Raw genomic sequence first — 18,627 nt, forward strand, 5'->3', positions numbered from 1 at the left:
ATCACGACCTGCATGTTCACCGAGAACCGGTAGTTCTTACTGGAGGCGGTGATGGTCCGGTCGTGGGTCGGGACCAGTGTGCCGTCCACGATCAGCACCGTGTCGGGACCGTGCCGCCGAGCGGCCGGCTCCAAGGCCAGCAACGGCGCCAGGTGATCGACGATCCGGTGCGCGGCCGACTTGGAGACCCCGAACAGCAACGCGACCTGCCGCACCGTCAGGTTCGTCCGGTAGTACACCGCGATCAGCAACACCCGATCGGCCAGCGGCAGACCCCACCGGCGACCGGTCCCGGTCTGCTCACCACCCCGGGCTGCAACGATCCTCACCAGACGACGGAACCGCCGAACCGACAACCCCGTGAACGTCGGCACCCACACCTGGTCATCCGCACAGAACACCCGCTCCACACCAAGATCATCGCGCACAGCACCCGACCGTTACGGGACAACCCTTAGCGTCACGGTCTGGACGCAGTCCTTCCATGGTTCGCCGTAGCCCATTACGAACACTTCGGTGCCGATTTCGGCCAATTTGGTGCCGATATCGGCCGACTCGGCGGACGCGGCGGTCCCCCAGGCCACCACTGCTGCCAGCGCGCCAGACAAGACACCTCCGGCCTTCCAGAAAACCCTCATGTTGCCTTCTCTCTTTGGTCGGGCCGGATCCTTCGACTTCCCGAACGGCGCATTCGCGGCGCGGGCACCTCTGCCCTCCGGGGGTGAGCACCACAACACCCAGCGGTCCGTGCCGCTCGCGACCAGCACTGTAATTGGGATAAAAGCCTGCCCAGCGTGCACAACGTGCGGGTCTTGTTGATCATCTATGCGAGGACGCTTGAAGGCGCGATGGTTGAGCCTGTGCAGGCACGAAAAGCCAGAACCGGGCCAATCTCGACACTCGGTGAGACCGCTGGAAGGTGCCCGGGAAGGGCCGCGTCGGGAGGCCGGTGCGGCGATGGGGTAGGGCCATGTTCATCGCGAGATTGACGCCCTCCGAGGTGGCGGACACACACGAGCCGAGACTGGTCGGGACAGGCCCCACGCTGCTGTGTCTCGTCGACGTCACCGCCCCCACAGACGTGCAACCGTCGCTCAAGCCACGCGCAGACGTCCCTGCTTCTCGCGATCACAACCACCCGTCTCCTCCAGGAGGCTGAGTGCTCTCGTGTTTCGCTCGTGGCTCGCCGCAGCAGCCTCATGTGTCGCTGACGCAACACCCCTATCGCGATCACAGTCAGTGACTCAGTGATCGCGACCGTGATCTCCTGTGGTCGCCGCCGTTCCGGGCGGCCTCTTCCCCCGCCCAGGAGGTCCCGTGGCTCGCCGTCCTGCCCGCGCCCTGCTCGCCACCGCCGCTCTCACCGCAGCGCTGGCATCCCCGATGACCGCCACGGCTGCGTCCGCGGTCACGGCCTCGCCAGCACGCTCAGGGCGCGGCCCTGCGGGACAGGGCCCCATCGATGCTGCTCCGTGCGCCGAGCACCTCAAGCCCAACGCGACCTACCGCGCGGACGGCGCGACGTACCGGACCGACGCTCAGGGCCGCCCTGAGCACGCCGAGGCCGCCGACGTAACCCATAGCGAGGCCGTGCGCGGGTCCTGCCAGGGCAAGGTGGGCCACATGTCTGGCACGACGGGCTACGACGGCGGGCATTTGATCGCGGCCACGCTCCATGGCGTGGACAGGAGATATGACCTCGTTCCGCAGTGGGCCAGCGTCAATCGCGGCGTCTTTCAGCACCTGGAGGCCGGGGCCAAGCGGTGCCTGAAGGCGCCCGGCGGCCGGATCCTGCACTACCGGATCCGGGTCAGCTACCCGGACGATGTGACGCTCGTACCCGACGCTTTTCACGCGGACGTGGAGGTCGTCACCGCTGGACACGATCGGCAGGACATCAAGCTGACCTTCCCCAACCGCCAGCTCGTCGGCGGTGAGGGCGGGCGCCTGCGCGGCACCTACGAGCGGCAGTATCTCGGCGCCGGGTGTGGCAAGCCGGAGCCCACCACCCACTGATGTAGGTCGTCAAGATTCCAGGCGCCCGCGTCCTCACCTGCCTGTGGCCCGCCGTTGCCTCTGCCGCTCTGCGTGAAGCTGGAGATGATGCACGAACAGCTCCACCTTGATACAAGATGGAGCTGTTCGCGTCGGCCAGACTGACTATGGGCGCTTTCGCCCCATGGGGTCGGCCTGTGCCCCTCCGGTGTCCATCAGGGGCGGCATGCCGGTCGGATCCGGCGGCAGGGCACGCAGATGATCACCTGCTGCATCGCGTGTTTGATGTACGACCTCAGGATCTCCGTTGCCGGGCCAAGCGACGATGAGGTACTCCTCCACGATATCGCTGGCGGAGCGGACTGTTTCGACCCCGAGGCCAGCGTCACGGCCCCGTGCGTGAACGCGAACGCGGTAGGGACCTGGGTCAGCGTCCGCCAGGTTGGGCAGCTGGGGCCCTTCGATCGCCCCGCCATGCACCCCGAACCGCCCGCTGGGAGCGTGGAAAGCGATATCGACTACCTCGTCCCAACCAGGGAGGAGCGAGGGGGGAGGTCCTTGACGGGGTGCCACCGCGACCTGGACGAAGCCGTCGAGGGTCCCGGTGCAGATGCACGCGGCTCCGTCTCCGAGGATGCCGACGAGCCCGTTGCTGCCGGCCGAGTAGAGGAGCGGCACCCTGGTCGAGGGGTCGACCAGGTAGAACTGCCCGTCACTTACGCTAAGGGCCGTGGTCACTGGCTCTGGCACGTCAAGGACCTCCCGATCATTGGGTAGCGGTGAGTCTATGGGACGATCTTGACCCAGAACGCATCCCCATCGAGCATTCGGTTCTCCGCATACCAATTCTTACGGTATGCCCCCTCCGCTCGATTGTCTCTGAAATCGATCAACTCCCAGTGGGAGTCGCCGTAACCTTCCAAGGCGGCACCCTGGTAGGTGGCGGCGAAGGGGTATTCGTCGCAGTCCATTCCTGTCGGGCGCGGATTCGGTGCCGCTTTGCAGGCTTCGGTGCGGTTCTTGTTCGCCAGTGTTTCATCAGCAAGTCGGTTCAGAGCTTTGTCTTTTGCTCCGCCGGTGTACAGGCCCCAGTGATTGGCGGTGGCGATTTGTGCCCTTTCGATGTGCGCTGCAGTCTTGGTGGCTGTGCCGGTCGTCTTGGACAGAGTGTAGAAGGGCCAGAAGTCATGGAAGACGCAGCCGCCGGCGTCATTGGGAGTGTTCGGGTCCGCGGTGGGGAGTCGCTTGTCGCAGCGGATCGACTCGGAATCGTGCTCGCTGACGTACGGCGGGTTGTCGGTCAGGGGATGGTGGAGTGAGATGGAGGTGGTCATGAAGTGGAACAGGGCGTCGCTCTTGCTGTCGCTTGCGATGGGCGACGAGTTGAACTGGGCGAAGCCGGTCCAGGGCTGACCGAGGAGTAGCTCCTGCTGGAATGACCCACCGGAAGCGTAATCGTCGGCGCATTTGGAGCCAGAGCAGCGAACGTTCACGGTGGCCGTGAGTCCGGTCGTCGCCAGCCCGGTAGCCTCGGTCATTTTGACCTTGACCGTGCGGTTGAAGTGTGGGGCCTTCCAGCCGAGTTGGTCGAAGCTGTCGACTTGGACTGTGGCGGTTCCGACGAGCTTCGGAGGCTCCTCCGGCTTTGGACGGGTCCAGAGTTCGTAGACGACCCATCCCGTCTGGCAGTCGACTACTCGGGAGACGATTTTGGATCCGAGAGCGCCGCACCCCGCTGGGAGGGGGTCGGTTCCATCGTCGGGATCTAGCCCGACCGCGATGTTGGACTTGATGTCCCTGGGCGACGTGATGAAGTCAGCGCAGCTGATGAGGCCCGCCTTAGGGCCTGCGGTCTTGCTGGCCTTCGTGGCCCGCTCCTTGACCGTGCTGCAACTCTGCGTCTGGTCCGGCTTGGGCTGGGGTCGCCAGTTCTTCTGGACTCCCGCCTTGAGTTCCTCGGGAACTTGCGTTCTGGCCGGAGGGGCTTTCGGTGAGGGGGTGGGGGGCGTCGTTGTGGCCAATGCGCCGGTGGCGGTCGAGGTGACCATGGCTATGGCAGCCGCACCGGCGGCGATTCCTCTGGCCAGCCGTCTGGTTGTTTCCTTCATGATCCTGCCCTGGTGTGAGGTCTACGGGTGCCGTCTGGCGAACTAGGGGCAGTAGGTCAGGAAGGAATCGGCCTTGTTGTATGCGGCGCTTCCGACGTTCGCTGCGGCGGCACCGGGGGCCATCGTCCAGAGCTGGGCGCGCGGGGAAACATCCTCGTCGTATACCTTGACGGTGTTTTTGGACAGGTTGGTCCACGAGGAGGTCTTGTTGCCGAACCCGTAGTCAGTGAGGTACTGCCAGCCGCCGCAGTCGCGGAAGGTGAGCATGCGACCGGTGAAGTCGGGACCGTCGAAGAAGCAATATGCGCCGGAAGCGCAGGTGTCGACCACGGTGGGGTTGCTCGGAATGCTGAGGATCACCTTGCCGTTCTTGTAGGTGATCTCATTGGGGCCGGTCTGCACGCCGCCGGGATGGGCGCGGAGTTGGTCGTTGATTTCGGTCTGGATGCTGTCGGGGGTGCCCGGGGTGGGAGTTGCCGCGAAGGCGGTGCTGGTTCCTGTGAGGATGGCCGTGCTCGCGATGAGCGCCAAGGGGAGCGTGCGGGTCAACGTGCGCGGATTCATCATTCTCCTCATGAAGAGGGAGCGCCCGGCGGGAAGGCGGTGGAGTTGATCTCCGCTGTGGAAGGTAGTTCGAGCCGCAGTTAAGGGCCAAGTGAGTGACAGGTAAAGCAATCTTTAACCTTCGCTGGCCTGGTTTGATCGAGAAAGCTCATGAGTCAGGTCAACCGGGCGACCGGGCTACCCGTCCGCGCACACGCGAGGTCTTGGAGAGGCTGGCGAGTCAAGGGCTGCATATGCCGGACAGGCGTCCGAAGCAAGGGCCCTCTGCATTCACGAAATGCCTGCTCAGAGATTTGGGCCACGATGGTGCGCCCACCTCCGAGCAGAGGCGGGTACGGCTCTGAACCAACGTCACCATTGGCGGCGGCGCAGACAGGGACGAAGCTGAACGGCCGGTCCTGATCGAGTGGAGTTAGCGGCGAGGCCAGGGCCTCTACTCAGCAGCCCTCCGCCGCCGGGCGCTCCGCGAATTCGCCGAGGCTGAGGCCCTGTCCTTCGAGCGCCGCCTCAAGCTGCTGGACATCAGCGAGGTCCGCGACGATCGCGTCGTGCTGGGACAGGTGGATGATCTGCCGTCCGCCGAGTTCACGAATGTCGAACGCCCAGGCTCGCGGCCCCTCCCAACGCATCATGCCGTCAAAATATGCGCTGACCTGCGGGGACGCCAAGTTATCCACAGTTCGCGGGCGCGCTGGTCCCGGAGTCCCGCGCCCGTGATGCTGGACGCATGACCATCGACCAGTGCACGCAGCTCTTGACCGGCCTCGTCCAGCTCGCCGGGGCGTTAGCCGGACTCGCCCTCGTCCTGGCGGAGCGCTGGTGACCCGAGAATGCTGCAGGCCCCCGGTTGATCGCCGGGGGCCTGCGCTGTTGCGGGTCACACGCTGGTGGTTGCCCACCCGAACTCGTCGTACGGGCGGCCAGCGCTCCGGTTGGCGAGGGCCCGCCCGACGAAGTCGAGCGCATCACCCGGGAGTTCGTCCGGAGTCACCCAGACGAGCTCGGCGCACTTGTGCGGCTCGCAGATCCGCGGCATCCCATCCCACGCGCGGATGGTGAAGAACAGGTCGACGCGCGGTTCCTGGGAGAGTCGGAACATGGTGCCCGCGGGGGTGATCGAAGCGGGGTCCAGCTCGATGCCGAGCTCTTCACGGATCTCGCGGACGAGGCAGTCAATCGGGGTTTCGCCGAGGTCGACGTGTCCGGCGGGGAACGCGAGCTGGCCGTCGGCGTAGCCGGATCCGGCGCGGCGTGCGAGCAGGACGCGACCGGCCGGGTCGGTGAGGATGGCGTGAGCGGCGACCGGGTACCGGTCATGACGGGTGTCGAAGGTGTACTGGTCGCCGCTCATAATTCTCCTCTTCGCTGGTCAGAGCGCCTTCGGCTGGAGCGTTCGGGAGGTGTCGCGGTAGACGGTAGCGCCCTTGCAGCCCGCCTCCCAGGCGTTCACGAAGATGTCGTGCACTTCGGCGGGCGTGGCGGTGGCCGGAAGGTTGACGGTCTTGGAGACAGCCTCGTCGACGCACGCCTGGACGGCGGCGGCCATGGCGAGGTGCTGAGCGGCCGGGATCTGTGTGGCAGTGGCCAAGAGCGCCCGCAGGTCGCTGGGTAGCGGGTAGCGGTCGGGCAGGTGCCCGGTGTGCGCGACGTGGTCCTGTGCCTCGGGGTGGGCGGCGAGGGAGTCCAGGACGGCCGGGTGGGCACGTCCGAGCGGGGTGGTGAGGCGGAACAGCGGCTCGATTCCCGTGGATGCCTCGATGATGGGTGAGCTGCGGCCGGTCGGAGGTAGCGCGACGGTCGAGGTGTTGCGCAGCAGGCCGGTGTCGGCGACGGAACGCGCCAGGCGGGTCCACACGTCCGGCGGCGCGGACGTCAGGTCGAGGCGGGCGAACCGGCCGAGGAATCCGGGGTCGGCGTACCGGGACTGCTGTCCGAGCAGCGCCAGGCATGCGCCCCGCTCGCGCGCGAGCTCGGCCGAGGCGTGCTTGGAGATGTAGTTGACGTACCCGATGACCTCCTGTGCGAGCCGCCGCGCCTGCGCGCTCCCGTAGGGGATGCCTGCGGCGAGCAGCAGGTCAGCGAGCCCGCAGATCCCCACGCCGATCTTCCGCTTGGCGCGCATGATCCGTGCGGATGCGGCGTGCGGGTAGCGGGACAGGCTCGCTTCGATCGCGTTGTCCAGGGCCCGGACGAGCGTCCGCGTCGTGGCGGCGAGCGCGTCCAGGTCGACCGGGACGGCGGACCGGTTCGGCCGGTGGAACGCGGCGAGGTTGAGGTAGCCGAACTGGCAGGTCTCTCCGGCGGCGAGGCCGACCTCGGCGCAGGGGGCGGTCGACACCAGCGGACCGATGTTCGGTGTGGGGTTGCCCGCGGCCATCCGGTCGGCGAACACCAGGCCGGGATCGGCGCAGGCGTGCGCGGCCTCGGCAGCCGCATGCAGCAGCTCCGCCGCGCGGCCCGTGCCGGCCGCGGCGGCGCGCATCTGCTCGTCGGTGACGGTGAGGGAGATGTTGAACTTCCACCGCTCGCCGCGTCCGTCCGCGCCGACCTTGCAGTCGATGAACTCGCCGGCGCGGGGGTGGGCGAGCGCGAGCAACGCCATGTTCCCCACCGGTCGGTCCTCGGCGCCGGAGTCGGCGCCGGCGACAGCGACACCGTTGAGGTACCGCAGCACCGTGACCGGGTCATCGAGGTCGTCGAGGTTGAACCCGGTGCCCATCCCGGCCTGGTGGTAGCTGTCGACGATGTGCTTGACGTGGGCGAGGTCACCGCGAAGGTCGACGGGCGGAACGGCGCACGCCGCGAGGGGCCGGTCGGGGTGACGACCGGCGTTCGTCATGATCGGGGTGGAGAACACGATCTTGCGCTGGTCGAGGGCAGTGCCGAGGTCGGTGCTGAACCGGGCGGCGGTGCGGGGGCCGGTGAGGTCACGTTCGGCGGCGGCGAGGACAGCGACGATCCGGTCGACCATGTCGCGGGGGGTTTCGTCGGGGCCGATGATGCGCTGCGCCCGGAGGTAGTCGGCGATGCGGGGGTCGTGGGGGAACTGGGAGTGGTATCCCGTCGTGTGCGGCGTGGCGGTGGTCACGGCTCACCTCGCTGGGTTGGTCGGCCCGACTGATGCGGGCCGGTACGCCACCCAGTTCGCCGCGAATCCCCGGCTGCGTGGAGTGCCGTGTGCGGGGTCCGCACATGGTTTGCGGAATCCGCAAACGGGATGGAGTGGATCAGCCAGCCGGGGTTACGTTCGGTCCGCGCCCTCTTACGCCTTTGAGCAGGTGGTGGTGTGGTGGATCCTCGTGATCCGGTGTGGGCAACGCCCACCCTCCGGGAAGCGATCGCGCACCAGCAGTACGGGAGGGTCGTGCGGATCCTCCGACAGGCCGAAGGGCTGACTCTCGCCGAGCTCGGCCGGCGCTGCGGCTACTCCGGCTCCCGGCTGTCCCGGCTTGAGCGCGATCACGCGCCGCTGACCGACGTCGGACTCCTGCGGACATTCGCGACAGCGCTGCACGTGTCGCCTGCCGTCTTCGGACTGCTTCCCGCGAGTGAAGAACCTGCCGACGCGGGGAAGGACATCCGGAGACCTTCGGGGCCTACTGTGGTGCCCGGTACAGCCGAGGCCGAGGAGGACCCGGTGCGACGACGCGAACTGCTGGCCGTGAGCGCCAGCATGGCCGGGGCGGCCGCCCTCGGGCTGCCCCGCAGAGCCTCCGCCGCAACCCCCGGCAGTCTCGACCGCATCCTGTTCAGCGGCGTCACGTCTGGAGAGCCGGTCTCTCTGGCAACGCTGCGCGACTCGGTCGAGCTGGCCCGTACCAAGTTCGAAGCCGCGCAATATGGCGAACTTGGGCAGGCGTTGCCTCACCTGCTCGCAGCGGCCACGGCCACCCGCGACCACGCCAACATCGGCGACCTCGCCCAGGCCAACGGGCTCCTCGCCGATGCCTACCTCACAACCGCCGCGCTCATGATCAAACGCAGCGACGACCTCGCGTCCTGGACGGCAGCCGACCGCGCGTTCCAGGCCGCGATGATCAGCGGCGATCCGCTTGCCGTCGCCGACGCCCGGCGCGCTCAGGCCGTCGTGCTGCGCAGGACTGGCCGACGAACCCAGGCGCGCGACATGGTGCTGGACGCCGCCCGCAGCATCGAGCCCGACGGACACGCTTCCGACGAGCAGTTGTCGGTGTACGGCAACCTGCTGCAGGTCGCGGCGTACACGGCAGCGGTTGATGAGCAGCGCCACACCGCGCACGAGTACATCGGGGAGGCCGCCCGCATCGCCAGGCGGCTCGGCCACGACGCGAACCTGCGCCATACGGCGTTCGGCCCGTCGAATGTGACGGGCTACCAGGTCAGCATCGCCCAGGTCTTGGGAGATAGCGGCGCCGCGATTGAGCACGCTCGTGCGCTCCAAGGGGTGCCACTTCCCACGCGGGAGCGCCGGGGGCGGCTGGGCGTGGACGTCGCGAGCGCCTACCACCAATGGGGGCGCATGGAGGACTGCTATCGGACGCTCCGCAGCGTCGAACGAGTTGCCCCGGACGAGGTTCGGTACCGACCGCCCGTCCGACGCATGGTCCAGGACCTATTGAGGGCGGACCGCGGATCGCTGCCCGGCCTGCGCGCGTTCGCGGGGCGTGTGGGCGTCCGAGCCTAGACAGCGAACCGCCCGCTGGCACCAGGTCGACGGGCGGTTCGGGCGACGAGATCAGGGGTTGTAGATCCAGACCTGCGCCTTCGCGTTCGCCAGCGGGAACTTGATGGGGGCGATCTCGGCCCACACCCGGTCGTGGTGACCCGGCTTCCAGCCCGTGCAGGTCTTATGCTTCGGTCCCCAATACCGCTTGCTCCACAAGGTCACAGTGTGTGGAAACGTGCCGCCTACTCCCCTGCGCTTGAACGAGAGCGTGTAGCCCTGGTAGAGGTGGTTGCCCGTCACGTTGAAGCACAGCTCAACCATGCGGTAGGACTGGACTCTGCTGGTCGCCCGCGGAGACTTGTAACTGTAGATCCACTTTCCGCTGATGCCACTAGCCGTGACCTGCGGTCGACTCTTGAGGCCGACCGTCCTGGGTGCCGTGCTCGTCTTTCGGGCGTTCGTGTGCACGGTGGCGGTGCGGCTCTGCGTCGCGCTGGCGGCGGGGACGCTGGCGATCCCTGCCAGCAGGCTCGCGCCGGCCAGGATTGCGGCAGTCCCTGCGGCTCGCTTGTGTCGTGAGCGCATCTTTCACTCCCCGTTCGCTCGATCCGGGTCGGTCGACCCGGCAGGTACGGGGAGCATGGACGGCTGTGGAGACGAGGGGAAACCCTTTTCAGTAGGGCGAAAACACTTGACGCCCGGCATCAGCTACGTGCAGGGCTGCCTCTACTTCACCTTCTCCCGGTCGGCGAATTGCTGCTCGGCCCGCACGCGCGCCTGGCGTGTCAACTCCAACCGGCCCTCAGCCTGGTCCACGTCGGCCCACCACGGGTCCGTCTGGATCTCGGCCGCGAGGTGCTGCTGCTCCTTGGTGGGCTCGTCCCACGCGGCGCGCTGCTCGGGGCTCAGCTCGGCCTCGCCGTTGGCGATGTCGATCGCGCGGGGCAGTGTGGCGGCTAGCGCGGTGAGGCGGGCTTCGGCCTCCAAGAATCGAGCCTTGGCATCGATCAGGTGTTCGAGTAGATCCACGGCCCCGATCATACGTCTGACCTGGGACTCCTTGGTCTCGACACGGCTGCCCAGGGGACTAGCCTGGTCGAACTGGCCATGATCGGTCGCCCACCATGCTGGAGCAGTGGGCATCGCAAGCGTGCCCGTGCCGCCCGAACTCTCAACCCGTGGTGAAGCGGTTGAGGCCACCGGAGCCCGCACGGAGGATGAGTAGCGCAAGAGGGCCTCGGCGAACTGAAGATCCCGTAGGCCAAGAAGCAGCGCCAGAGGTGGAAGGGGCAGCAGTGCCACGGGCCTATGAAGGCACTTTCGTCTACCGCTTGTATGACGAGGAGGGGAACCTGCTGTACGTCGGAGCGGCGAACCGGCCGGAGGAACGCTGGGGCGATCACGCCAACAAACCTTGGTGGCAGGCCGTCGCCCGCACGGAACTCCACCACTACCCCACTCGCAAAGAGGCGCTGGAAGCCGAAGCGAGGGCGATCAAGCTGGAGTCCCCGCTCCACAACCAGGTGGTCCCCAACGCCGATGGCTCGGTGCGCGGTGCCCACCTCCGAGAGGACTCGCCAGCATTGGCCAGGAGGCGCACGAAACGCACGCCGTGACTCCCGCGCCTGCAACGCCCCTGCACTCCGCCCCCCTGTTAGTACAGGGGCGTTGTCGCGCGCTGGCCATGACCGGCCGCGGCGGTTCTGAAGAAGCGCCGATCGGGAGGCACGCCGTCCATCACGCTGGCCTCGTGAGCATCACAGACATCGTTCAAGCTGCATCTTCAGTTGCCTCGCTTGGCGTGGCCGGCGCCGCTCTGCGCGTGGCGCGCCGGGCAACTGAGAGTGCCGACGCATCGGCCGACGCCACGAAGAATCTCTCCGACATCGAGGAACGGCGCGAGCATCGCGAGATGTTCCCGCAGGTGAAGGTCTACTTCCGTAAGGATCCGGGAGGCGTGGTTTGGAAGCTCGTAGTGGAGCTGGAGGGGCCGGACGTCCTCGATCACCTGGACCGGTTCCAGGTCACCATCCGCGACGACCAAGACCGCTCCGCTATCCAACCCAACGAGCAACGCAGCCAGGAAGAGATCGACAGGCAGATCTGGGGACCGTTCCTGCTCCGCCCAAACAGCGGCGTAGCGGACGAGCGGGGGCGTAGCAGCATTCCGGTTCCACTGACGATCGGTGAGCGCTGGGAAGCGCCCGTGCATGAGACCTCAGAGCCAAGCTGGTGGACCGAATCGGGCGCAGCCGAACGTTGGGACAAGGACTACCTCGGAACGCCTATCCGCCTGACCATCCATTGCGAGCGGGAAGGCTTCGCCCCCTGGGTTCTGCGGCGAGAAGTGCCCGACCCCCGGGAGAAGTACGTGCCTCCGAGCTTCTATTAGCCGATGTCAGGGAGGCATCACAGCCCGATGTCGGCAGTGGCGTTGTCGACCCACTGGTCCACGCTGCGGATGTAGCCCATCAAGGCCGCCGAGTTCCTCGTCCACCCACCCTGGTCAGCGATGACCTCCAACGGCTTCCCCGCACGCCGGGACACCGTTGCCAGCCCCGCACGCAGACTGTGCCCCGTGAGGCCTTCCAGGTCAGCACGCTCGGCGCAGACCGTCACCCGCTCGTTGACGGCGTGGTCGGTCATCCCACCTCGAAGGCAACCCCATCGGTCCACGCGCTGGAGCGCGGGGTCGGTGGGGTTGCCCGGGACGGCGGTTCGCCATTCCGCCCAGGCGCGGAGCGGGTCGGTGAGCTCGTGCCTGCCCGGGTTGATGGTGACGGTCCGGCCGCCCTTCTTTCCGAACCGCGTGCGGACTTGGAGGCCCTCGGGGTGCCGGGTGACGTCGGCAGCCCGCAGCCCAGAGAGCTCATGGCGCCGTGCCGCCATCCCGAAGCCGACGAGCAGCAGAGCGCGGTCGCGTAGCCCTGCGAGGCTGTCTGGACATGCCTCCGACACGCGCGAAGTTGCGGCAGGGTGATCGCGGGGGCTTGCCCGCGTCCGCGGTTCAGCTCCCCGGCCTCGGCAGCCCGCCGCTGTTCGGCCTTGAGGACCTTGCGGGCCTCGGCGGTGGCGGCGCGGTCGATGGGGTGGCCTCGGTCGGCGAGGGTGGTGGCGATGCCGCCGAGCCGGGTGTCGATGGTGGAGGGGGCGAGGCCCCGCGTCCAGGCCCAGCGGACGTAGCCGATGAGCATGCCGCGGGTGGCGGGCTCGGTGGGGAGCTCGACGAAGCCGCAGAACTCTTCCCAGGTTCGCCATGCCTGTGCGTATTCGCGGGTGGTGTTGTGGGGGGCGGACGGATCTGGTGTAGGCGTCGGCTCCGGCGTCTAGTGCGCTGACCACATACCTTCACCGGGTAGGTGGCACGCCGGGTGGCGTCCGGTGGGCAGGCACGAGTTGATTCGTGTCCGGAAAGGCGTTGATCATTATGGCGTCGGCGCCGGGCACGAGGGGTCCGGCGATTGCGCACTTGGTTGCGGCGCATGAGGGCACCGTCCGGGACGTCGTCCACGCCTTCAACGAGCGGGGGCTGGCCGTGCTGTGGACCGGGACGCCGACCACGATCCGGCTGGACGACCTCGACGTGATCTGCTCGATCCTCGACTACGACCCCGCCGCGCTCCTGATCTGTGAGCCGGACAAAGGTCGCGGCCCTGCGCCCGGCCAAGGAGCAGACCGCGGACGACGAACCCTCCAGCTCCACCGTGCGGCCCAGATTCGGCACCCCCAGGTCCGAGCCACCGCATAGGAGATTCAGGTGATCGGCCCAGGCGGCGAATCGCGAAGACGCGCGCGGCAGAACCGCCGTCCTCGAAAACCGACCAGGCAAGCGGGAGGTCAGCCCCAGCAGTTGGACCGGCGCTGCCTGTGCTGCGGCCGGCTGTGCGCTTGCCGACTCTGAGGATGGGGTCGGAACGGGAGTCAGGCAGCACCGAAACCCTCGGTGCGTTGGCGTTGAACTGGGGTTCCGAGGCGCGGGATCGGGTGTTCTGGGTGCGTGTCGAAGCGTAGGTGGAACGAGAGATGCCGAGGTGGTGGCGCATCTCTACTGGTCAGGGAATTGTGCTGAGGATTTTTGCGATCTTCGAGGGCGCCGACGAGATCCAGCGCCTCGCCATCGGCCGCACCATCACCGGCCTCCCCGTCCGCTGACGTTCTGAGCTTCGGCTACGGGGCGACCAGGGAGCATCGTCGTTCGACGCTCCTGGTCGCCCTTTGGTGTGTCCGGGGTCATGTGGAACCCGGCGGGATCACCGGACAGGACGGGATGTGGAACTGTCAGCGCGAGCCCGAATACGGGCAGGCGACCCCGTCGCGTTCGGGGAGCTATTCGACGAGCACGTATCCGCGGTGTACCGCTACGCGGTCCGGGTCACCGGGGACTGGGCGGCGGCCGAGGACATCGTGTCGCTCACCTTCCTCGAGGCTTGGCGTGTGCGAGAGAGGATCCAGCTGGAGGGCGAGTCGCTGCGGCCCTGGCTGTTCGGCATCGCGACCAACATCCTGCGCAACGCGTCCCGGTCCGCGCGGCGGCACGAGGCGGCGCTGAGACGGGTGCCCCGCCGGGATCTGGTGCCGGACTTCTCCGCCGAGGTGGTCGGGCGGCTCGCCGACGCCGAGGAACTGGCCGCCGCGCGCGCCGCGCTCGGGCGGCTGCGCAAGGCCGAACGCGAGGTGTTCGCGCTCTGCGTGTGGGCGGGCCTGAACTACACCGAGGCCGCCGCGGCGCTCGGCGTTCCGCTGGGCACGGTGCGTTCCCGGTTGTCACGGGCCCGGACCCGCCTGCGCGAACTCACCGACGCCGAACGGGAACCCTCGCCCGGTGGTGGACAGCTCAAGGGTGACGGCCGCGCGAACGCGGTCCGGTCGAAGGAGAGGCATGCATGAACGGCACCCCACGGCGCGGACCCGAACCCGACGAGCTCGCCGAGCTCGTGCGGCTTCTGCCGCCCCCGGGCGACCCCGAGCTCTCCGATGGCCGACGCCACCTCCTCAAGGAGCACCTGATGCTGCAGATCGAAGAGCCCGCGACCTCCCCGAAACGGCACAGGCGCCGCCGGATCGTGCTGCTGGCGGCCCCGCTCGCCGCGGCCGTCGCGGCGGGCCTCATCACCGGCCTGCACGGCGGCCGCGCCACCCCGTCCTCGCCCGCCGCCAGGCCCGGCGACGAGAGCAGCGCCACCGCACTGCTGGACCGCATCTCGCTGGCCGCCGCGCACCAGACCGTTCCGCTCGTCCGCGCGGACCAGTTCGTCTACATCAAGAGCAAGGTCGCCTGGACCATCCAGACGAACGGAGGGCCGCGGGTTCCGCAGCCGCTGCGGGTACGGGAGATCTGGAAGGCGCAGAGCCCGGGTCGGCGCGGCCTGCTCCGGGAGGGGGCCGGGAGGTCGATCGTGTTCGTCGGCGAGAAGGACGACCTGACCTACCGCAAGCTCGCCGCCATGCCGACCGAGCCGGACGCCCTGCTGGCCGGCATCTACGCGACGTATCCGAAGTCCGGCAAGACGGCCGAACCGGCGGCCCGGAACGCCGCGGTCTTCCAGGAGCTCGGCCGGCTCCTGTCCGAGCAGATCCTGCCGCCCAGGCTCGCCGTCGCCATCTACCGCGCCGCGGCGAAGATCCCCGGAGTGCTCGTGGTGCCCGACTCGGTCGACGCGGCGGGCCGGCACGGCGTCGCCGTCGCCCTCGTCGCCTACGGCGAGCGCAACGAATGGATCTTCGACAAGAAGACGCTGACCTACCTGGGCGAACGCGGCTACATGGTGAAGGACACCAAGCTGGCCAAGAAGGGCATGATCACCGCCACCACCGCGGTCCTCCAGCGCGGCGTCGTGGACAGGTCCGGCGAACTCCCCGCCAAGCCGTAACGGGGAAGCCGGGAGCAGGGGCCGAGCACCGGCCCCGAGATCCGGCGGGCGGCCGAGCCCGGTCCCGGCCGCCCGCCTTGCCGACCACCGCCTCGCGTCACGGCTGTCGCCTTGTGCGTCCCTCCGGAGATGGGCGGGTGCCCACCGTCTCTGCATGCCGAGCCCGCCTCCTCCGAGGAGCCCGTGCCCGCCGAGCAACCCGCGGGTGGGATAGATCACGGCGACGGCGGCCGGAGTCAGCTCGAACCGCGGCCGCGGGCGGCAGCGCCGCCGTGGCGCGGCGGCCTTGTCCACGTTCCCGCCCGTCCACCCCGATCTCGGCAGTCGCGGCCAGGCCTGCCAAGCACACACGTCCCGCTGATGCCGCTCACGCACGCCCGAGCCGGTCCTTCTTCAGCACCTCGGGCAGGTGGTCCGCGGCGGCTCCGAAGCCGGAAGGTCGTGTCGTATCTCCCTGCGGCCCCCGAACGCACTGCGGCCCCCGGCCGAACGCCGGGGGCTGCGCCCTTGCCGTTCACACGCTGGCGGTCAGGGGGTGGGATCGGCGACGAGTTCGATTTCGATGGCGAGGACGCCGAGGGCTTCCTTCTCGGGGCCGTAGATGCGGCGGATGTCGGCGATCTGCTGGTCGCGGGGGCTGGTCGGGTTCACCTTCTCGGGCCCTTCGCTGTCGAGCATCTCCTCGAAAGAGGTGTACCTGGTGACGCGTTTGACGTGGGTGAGGGCGTCGTCGCGACCGCACACGAAGCGGATGTGATCGCCCGCCTTCAGGGTGCGCAGGTTGGGGTACTGCACCCGGACTTCGATCGTCTTGGTTCCGTCGACGACCAGGTCGAAGTAGCGGCGGTAGAGGTTCATCTCGCGGGCGCGTACGTTCGCCGTGGCCTCGGGGCGTGCGGTCATGAGTCTGTCCAGTTCGGCGGTGGTGCAGGAACGGTAGAAGTGTTCGGGGTCGGCGAGCATCCTGCCGACCAGCCAGACCATGGCGTCGACGAAGGAGTTGGTGTCGCCGTCCCAGGCGGTGATGTCCAGCATCCAGGGCCGGGCGCCCGGCGGCGAGGCGACCCGCCCGTCTCTGATCAGGGACTTCGACAGCTTGGCACCGGTGTCGGTGAGGACCATCGGGGTGAAGATGCGCGGCGGCGGGGCGAGGCCGGGGAGCCGGGCTGGTCACCGTGGTCAGTGCATACTGCGGCGAGGTCCGCGCCTCCGGAACCGGTGCGGAGCAACTGGGTGCGCTCGGCGCGCTTCTCGGCCCACCCGCATTGAGGGCACGGGAGCCGCAGGTGGGCCTGGTCGTGTGAGGGAGCGAGCGGCCACCGGATCCGGTTCAGGTGACCGAGGGTCGCCAGGAACTCGTGCCGGAAGGCCGGGGCGGCCTGCGGATCGGGGCCTTCTCTGGGGCGAGAATCATGGAAGGGTAACCTTGAGTGGTCATTCGACTACTCAAGGTCGATACTTCTGTCGATGAATGGAGTCCCATGCGTTATCGCGCCGCACGTCTCGCTGTTGTGTCCTTGGCCGCCTTCGGCTTCGCGGCCGCCACGGCGTCGGCCTCGTCCGCGGACGCCCGCGCCGCCAAGTGCCCGAAGGGCCACTTCTGCCTCTTCGCAGGTCCAGGCGGCACCGGCAAGGTCCTCCTGGACGAGGACGCCCACATCACGAAGGGCGGGTTCCAGCTCCGGGAGCTCGACGACATCGAGCCGCCCATCTTCCCGCGCTCCGCCTTCGATCCTCTTCCGGACGACTTCGGCTGCATCGTCCGCCTCAACGACCAGCCGAACTTCCAGGGCGACGAGCAGGAGACCGACAGTCACGGTCTCCACGAACTCGACGGCCGGCGTGTCGCCTCCCTCACCTCGGACTGCGGGTAGAGGCCGACGACACGCGGCGGTTCGGGACCGCCCGGTGGGTCAGGTGAGGGCGGTCGTCAGGACGACGTGGACGAGGTGGGCGGCGGCGTCGGGGCGGCCCAGGGCGCGTGCGCGCTGCGCCATGTCGGCGCGGCGGGCGGGGTCGCCCAGGATCGGGCCGACGGCGTCGGCGAGCTGCCGTGCGGTGACCTCGCCGAGGAGAGCCCGTGCCGCGCCCGCCTGCTCCAGGTGCTCGGCGTTGTGGGCCTGCTCGCCGCCCGCCGAGCTGGCCAGCGGGATCAGCACCGACGGCTTGCCGAGGGCCGTGAGTTCGGCGATGGTCCCGGCGCCGCTTCGGGAGATGACCACGTCGGCGAGGGCGAGGATGTCGGGGAGTTCCGGCCCCACGTATCCCGCGAGGCGGTACCGGGCCGCGGCCGCGGGCGGCAGCGACGCCGTGGCGCGGCGGATCTCGTCCTCGTTCGCCGGGCCGCACTGGTGCACCACGTTGGCGCCGTTGTTCAGCAGCCACGGCAGGATCTCCACGACCAGGGTGTTGATCTGCTGGGATCCCTGCGCCCCGCCGGTGACGTACACGGTGGGGGAGCGCCGGTCGAGGCCGAGCAGGGCGGCGCCCTTGTCGGCGTTGCCCGCCAGGACCTCCGGGCGGACGGGGTTGCCGGTCACCACGGCGCTCTCGCGCGCCGCGTCGGGCAGCAGCGGGAGCGTCGAGTCCGAGGACACCGCCATGCGCGTCGCCTTGCGGGCGAGCAGCCGGTTGGTGAGCCCCAGCCGCACCGTCTGCTCGTGCACGACCAGCGGCCGGCGGCGCATCCTGGCCGCCGTCCCCACCGGCACGGCCACGTAGCCGCCGGTGGCGAGGACGACGTCCGGACGGAACCGTCCGACGGCCGACCACGCCTGGAGCACGCCGAGCGGGACCCGGGTCATGTCCTTGATGTTCGACCACGACAGCATCCGCAGCGGGTTGGCGTGGCGGCGGATCTTCCCGGTGGCGACGGACTTGAAGGCGATGCCGTCCCCCTGGGCGACCCGCATCTCCAGGCTGTCGGCCTGGCCGATCCACAGCACCTCGGCGGGCGGCGCCCCCGCGGACGCCAGGTCGGCCTGGAGCGTCCGGACGGCGGTCAGCGCGGGATAGGTGTGCCCGCCGGTCCCGCCCCCCGTCACGATCATGCGCAGCGGTCGTCCGAGCTGCTGGAGCGCGCGCCCGGCTTCCGGATTGGTGATCACCTTGATGCCATTCTCTTCGTGTCCGAAACGCGTGACGCTAGCAGACCGAAGCGGCCGGAACCGGGACCTCGCGTGACGGGCCGGTCAGGGGCGGGCCTTGTGGACTTCCAGGAGGTCCAGGCCGAGGGCCTCGATCTCCGCCAGGACGCCGTAGAGGGCCGAGGAGTCGGGGAGCGCGCCGGTGAGCACCGTCTCGTCGCCGTCCTGGTGCGCGGTCAGCGCCGGGAACGCCTCGAGGAAGGTCGGCCCCAGGCATCCGCCGACGCGGATCCGGTACACGCTCGGGTCGTCGCCCATGGGGTCATGGTGCCCGGGGGACAGGTGACCGGGCATCACCG

At 68.7% G+C, this 18,627-nt stretch carries 21 protein-coding genes; 8 read left to right on the plus strand and 13 right to left on the minus strand.

Going from position 1 to position 18,627, the window contains the following annotated elements:
• Positions 1-410: transposase family protein (locus EBO15_RS43780; protein WP_199744896.1), on the minus strand; the 410-nt coding region annotated here is incomplete at its 3' end.
• A 30-nt stretch (positions 411-440) separates the two neighbouring features.
• Positions 441-638 (minus strand): hypothetical protein, encoded by a 198-nt coding sequence (locus EBO15_RS29980; protein ID WP_122197825.1) that lies wholly within the window; start codon positions 636-638, stop codon positions 441-443.
• 679 nt (positions 639-1,317) lie between these two features.
• On the opposite strand from EBO15_RS29980, the gene EBO15_RS29985 reads away from it, so the two are divergent.
• Entirely contained in the window at positions 1,318-2,016 is a 699-nt protein-coding gene (locus tag EBO15_RS29985) for a DNA/RNA non-specific endonuclease (protein WP_122197826.1), read from the plus strand.
• A 764-nt stretch (positions 2,017-2,780) separates the two neighbouring features.
• Here EBO15_RS29985 and EBO15_RS29995 read toward each other — a convergent pair.
• The 5 genes from EBO15_RS29995 to EBO15_RS30015 all read right to left on the minus strand — a co-directional run bounded on the left by EBO15_RS29995 (position 2,781) and on the right by EBO15_RS30015 (position 7,755).
• Entirely contained in the window at positions 2,781-4,103 is a 1,323-nt protein-coding gene (locus EBO15_RS29995) for a NucA/NucB deoxyribonuclease domain-containing protein (protein ID WP_122197828.1), read from the minus strand.
• Positions 4,104-4,145: 42 nt separating this feature from the next.
• On the minus strand, positions 4,146-4,670 hold the full coding sequence (locus EBO15_RS30000) for a peptidase inhibitor family I36 protein (protein ID WP_158628390.1): 525 nt from the start codon (positions 4,668-4,670) through the stop codon (positions 4,146-4,148).
• A 434-nt stretch (positions 4,671-5,104) separates the two neighbouring features.
• Complete coding sequence (locus EBO15_RS30005) at positions 5,105-5,299, minus strand: hypothetical protein (protein ID WP_147481714.1); 195 nt, start codon at positions 5,297-5,299, stop codon at positions 5,105-5,107.
• Between the two features lie 245 nt (positions 5,300-5,544).
• Entirely contained in the window at positions 5,545-6,018 is a 474-nt protein-coding gene (locus EBO15_RS30010) for an NUDIX hydrolase (RefSeq protein ID WP_122197831.1), read from the minus strand.
• Between the two features lie 18 nt (positions 6,019-6,036).
• Positions 6,037-7,755, minus strand: a complete 1,719-nt coding sequence (locus EBO15_RS30015) for a hypothetical protein (protein WP_199744897.1) — start codon at positions 7,753-7,755, stop codon at positions 6,037-6,039.
• Between the two features lie 201 nt (positions 7,756-7,956).
• On the opposite strand from EBO15_RS30015, the gene EBO15_RS30020 reads away from it, so the two are divergent.
• Entirely contained in the window at positions 7,957-9,330 is a 1,374-nt protein-coding gene (locus tag EBO15_RS30020) for a helix-turn-helix domain-containing protein (protein ID WP_158628391.1), read from the plus strand.
• A gap of 51 nt (positions 9,331-9,381) precedes the next feature.
• On the opposite strand, the gene EBO15_RS30025 is transcribed toward EBO15_RS30020, so the two are convergent.
• Together EBO15_RS30025 and EBO15_RS30030 are read right to left on the minus strand one after the other, a co-directional pair.
• Positions 9,382-9,897: a hypothetical protein gene (locus EBO15_RS30025; RefSeq protein ID WP_122197833.1), complete on the minus strand. Its 516-nt coding sequence runs from the start codon at positions 9,895-9,897 to the stop codon at positions 9,382-9,384.
• 141 nt (positions 9,898-10,038) lie between these two features.
• Positions 10,039-10,341 (minus strand): hypothetical protein, encoded by a 303-nt coding sequence (locus EBO15_RS30030; protein ID WP_147481715.1) that lies wholly within the window; start codon positions 10,339-10,341, stop codon positions 10,039-10,041.
• A gap of 302 nt (positions 10,342-10,643) precedes the next feature.
• Here EBO15_RS30030 and EBO15_RS44525 point away from each other — a divergent pair, with 302 nt between their 5' ends.
• Both EBO15_RS44525 and EBO15_RS30040 read left to right on the plus strand, forming a co-directional pair.
• Positions 10,644-10,928: a GIY-YIG nuclease family protein gene (locus EBO15_RS44525; RefSeq protein ID WP_158628392.1), complete on the plus strand. Its 285-nt coding sequence runs from the start codon at positions 10,644-10,646 to the stop codon at positions 10,926-10,928.
• Between the two features lie 134 nt (positions 10,929-11,062).
• A complete protein-coding gene (locus EBO15_RS30040; RefSeq protein WP_147481716.1) occupies positions 11,063-11,704 on the plus strand; it encodes a hypothetical protein in 642 nt (213 codons plus the stop codon).
• A gap of 17 nt (positions 11,705-11,721) precedes the next feature.
• Here EBO15_RS30040 and EBO15_RS44530 read toward each other — a convergent pair whose 3' ends face one another.
• The gene (locus EBO15_RS44530) at positions 11,722-12,270 is read right to left on the minus strand and encodes a tyrosine-type recombinase/integrase (RefSeq protein WP_158628393.1); all 549 of its coding nucleotides are present in this window, start codon (positions 12,268-12,270) and stop codon (positions 11,722-11,724) included.
• Between the two features lie 511 nt (positions 12,271-12,781).
• Between EBO15_RS44530 and EBO15_RS45480 the strand changes: the two genes are divergently transcribed.
• The 3 genes from EBO15_RS45480 (at position 12,782) to EBO15_RS30060 (ending at position 15,182) form a co-directional block, all read left to right on the plus strand.
• Positions 12,782-13,060, plus strand: a complete 279-nt coding sequence (locus EBO15_RS45480; RefSeq protein ID WP_199744898.1) for a helix-turn-helix domain-containing protein — start codon at positions 12,782-12,784, stop codon at positions 13,058-13,060.
• A 521-nt stretch (positions 13,061-13,581) separates the two neighbouring features.
• Positions 13,582-14,199, plus strand: a complete 618-nt coding sequence (locus EBO15_RS30055; RefSeq protein WP_122197838.1) for an RNA polymerase sigma factor — start codon at positions 13,582-13,584, stop codon at positions 14,197-14,199.
• Positions 14,196-15,182: a CU044_5270 family protein gene (locus EBO15_RS30060; RefSeq protein ID WP_122197839.1), complete on the plus strand. Its 987-nt coding sequence runs from the start codon at positions 14,196-14,198 to the stop codon at positions 15,180-15,182. Before EBO15_RS30055 ends, EBO15_RS30060 begins: the two co-directional genes overlap by 4 nt.
• A 528-nt stretch (positions 15,183-15,710) precedes the next feature.
• Here EBO15_RS30060 and EBO15_RS46295 read toward each other — a convergent pair.
• A complete protein-coding gene (locus EBO15_RS46295) occupies positions 15,711-16,304 on the minus strand; it encodes an ASCH domain-containing protein (protein WP_233616528.1) in 594 nt (197 codons plus the stop codon).
• 359 nt (positions 16,305-16,663) lie between these two features.
• Here EBO15_RS46295 and EBO15_RS30070 point away from each other — a divergent pair, with 359 nt between their 5' ends.
• On the plus strand, positions 16,664-17,056 hold the full coding sequence (locus EBO15_RS30070) for a peptidase inhibitor family I36 protein (RefSeq protein ID WP_122197840.1): 393 nt from the start codon (positions 16,664-16,666) through the stop codon (positions 17,054-17,056).
• A 39-nt stretch (positions 17,057-17,095) separates the two neighbouring features.
• Here EBO15_RS30070 and EBO15_RS30075 read toward each other — a convergent pair whose 3' ends face one another.
• Positions 17,096-18,232 (minus strand): UDP-N-acetylglucosamine--N-acetylmuramyl-(pentapeptide) pyrophosphoryl-undecaprenol N-acetylglucosamine transferase, encoded by a 1,137-nt coding sequence (locus EBO15_RS30075; RefSeq protein WP_122197861.1) that lies wholly within the window; start codon positions 18,230-18,232, stop codon positions 17,096-17,098.
• A gap of 141 nt (positions 18,233-18,373) precedes the next feature.
• Positions 18,374-18,586, minus strand: coding sequence for a hypothetical protein (locus EBO15_RS30080; protein WP_122197841.1), 213 nt, complete (start codon positions 18,584-18,586; stop codon positions 18,374-18,376).
• Between the last annotated feature and the right edge of the window lie 41 nt (positions 18,587-18,627).

Origin of the sequence: Actinomadura harenae (assembly GCF_003696215.1) — a bacterium.
In the GTDB taxonomy this organism is placed as follows: Bacteria; Actinomycetota; Actinomycetes; order Streptosporangiales; family Streptosporangiaceae; genus Spirillospora; species Spirillospora harenae.

Excerpts from the sequence above, each read along its gene's own strand:
- EBO15_RS30010 (WP_122197831.1), bottom strand. The coding sequence starts at position 6,018 with ATGAGCGGCGACCAGTACACCTTCGACACCCGTCATGACCGGTACCCG.
- EBO15_RS29995 (WP_122197828.1), bottom strand. The coding sequence starts at position 4,103 with ATGAAGGAAACAACCAGACGGCTGGCCAGAGGAATCGCCGCCGGTGCG.
- EBO15_RS30000 (WP_158628390.1), bottom strand. The coding sequence starts at position 4,670 with ATGATGAATCCGCGCACGTTGACCCGCACGCTCCCCTTGGCGCTCATC.
- EBO15_RS30075 (WP_122197861.1), bottom strand. The coding sequence starts at position 18,232 with ATGATCGTGACGGGGGGCGGGACCGGCGGGCACACCTATCCCGCGCTG.
- EBO15_RS29980 (WP_122197825.1), bottom strand. The coding sequence starts at position 638 with ATGAGGGTTTTCTGGAAGGCCGGAGGTGTCTTGTCTGGCGCGCTGGCA.
- EBO15_RS30005 (WP_147481714.1), bottom strand. The coding sequence starts at position 5,299 with ATGATGCGTTGGGAGGGGCCGCGAGCCTGGGCGTTCGACATTCGTGAA.
- EBO15_RS46295 (WP_233616528.1), bottom strand. The coding sequence starts at position 16,304 with ATGGTCCTCACCGACACCGGTGCCAAGCTGTCGAAGTCCCTGATCAGA.
- EBO15_RS30080 (WP_122197841.1), bottom strand. The coding sequence starts at position 18,586 with ATGGGCGACGACCCGAGCGTGTACCGGATCCGCGTCGGCGGATGCCTG.
- EBO15_RS30025 (WP_122197833.1), bottom strand. The coding sequence starts at position 9,897 with ATGCGCTCACGACACAAGCGAGCCGCAGGGACTGCCGCAATCCTGGCC.
- EBO15_RS30060 (WP_122197839.1), top strand. The coding sequence starts at position 14,196 with ATGAACGGCACCCCACGGCGCGGACCCGAACCCGACGAGCTCGCCGAG.
- EBO15_RS30070 (WP_122197840.1), top strand. The coding sequence starts at position 16,664 with ATGCGTTATCGCGCCGCACGTCTCGCTGTTGTGTCCTTGGCCGCCTTC.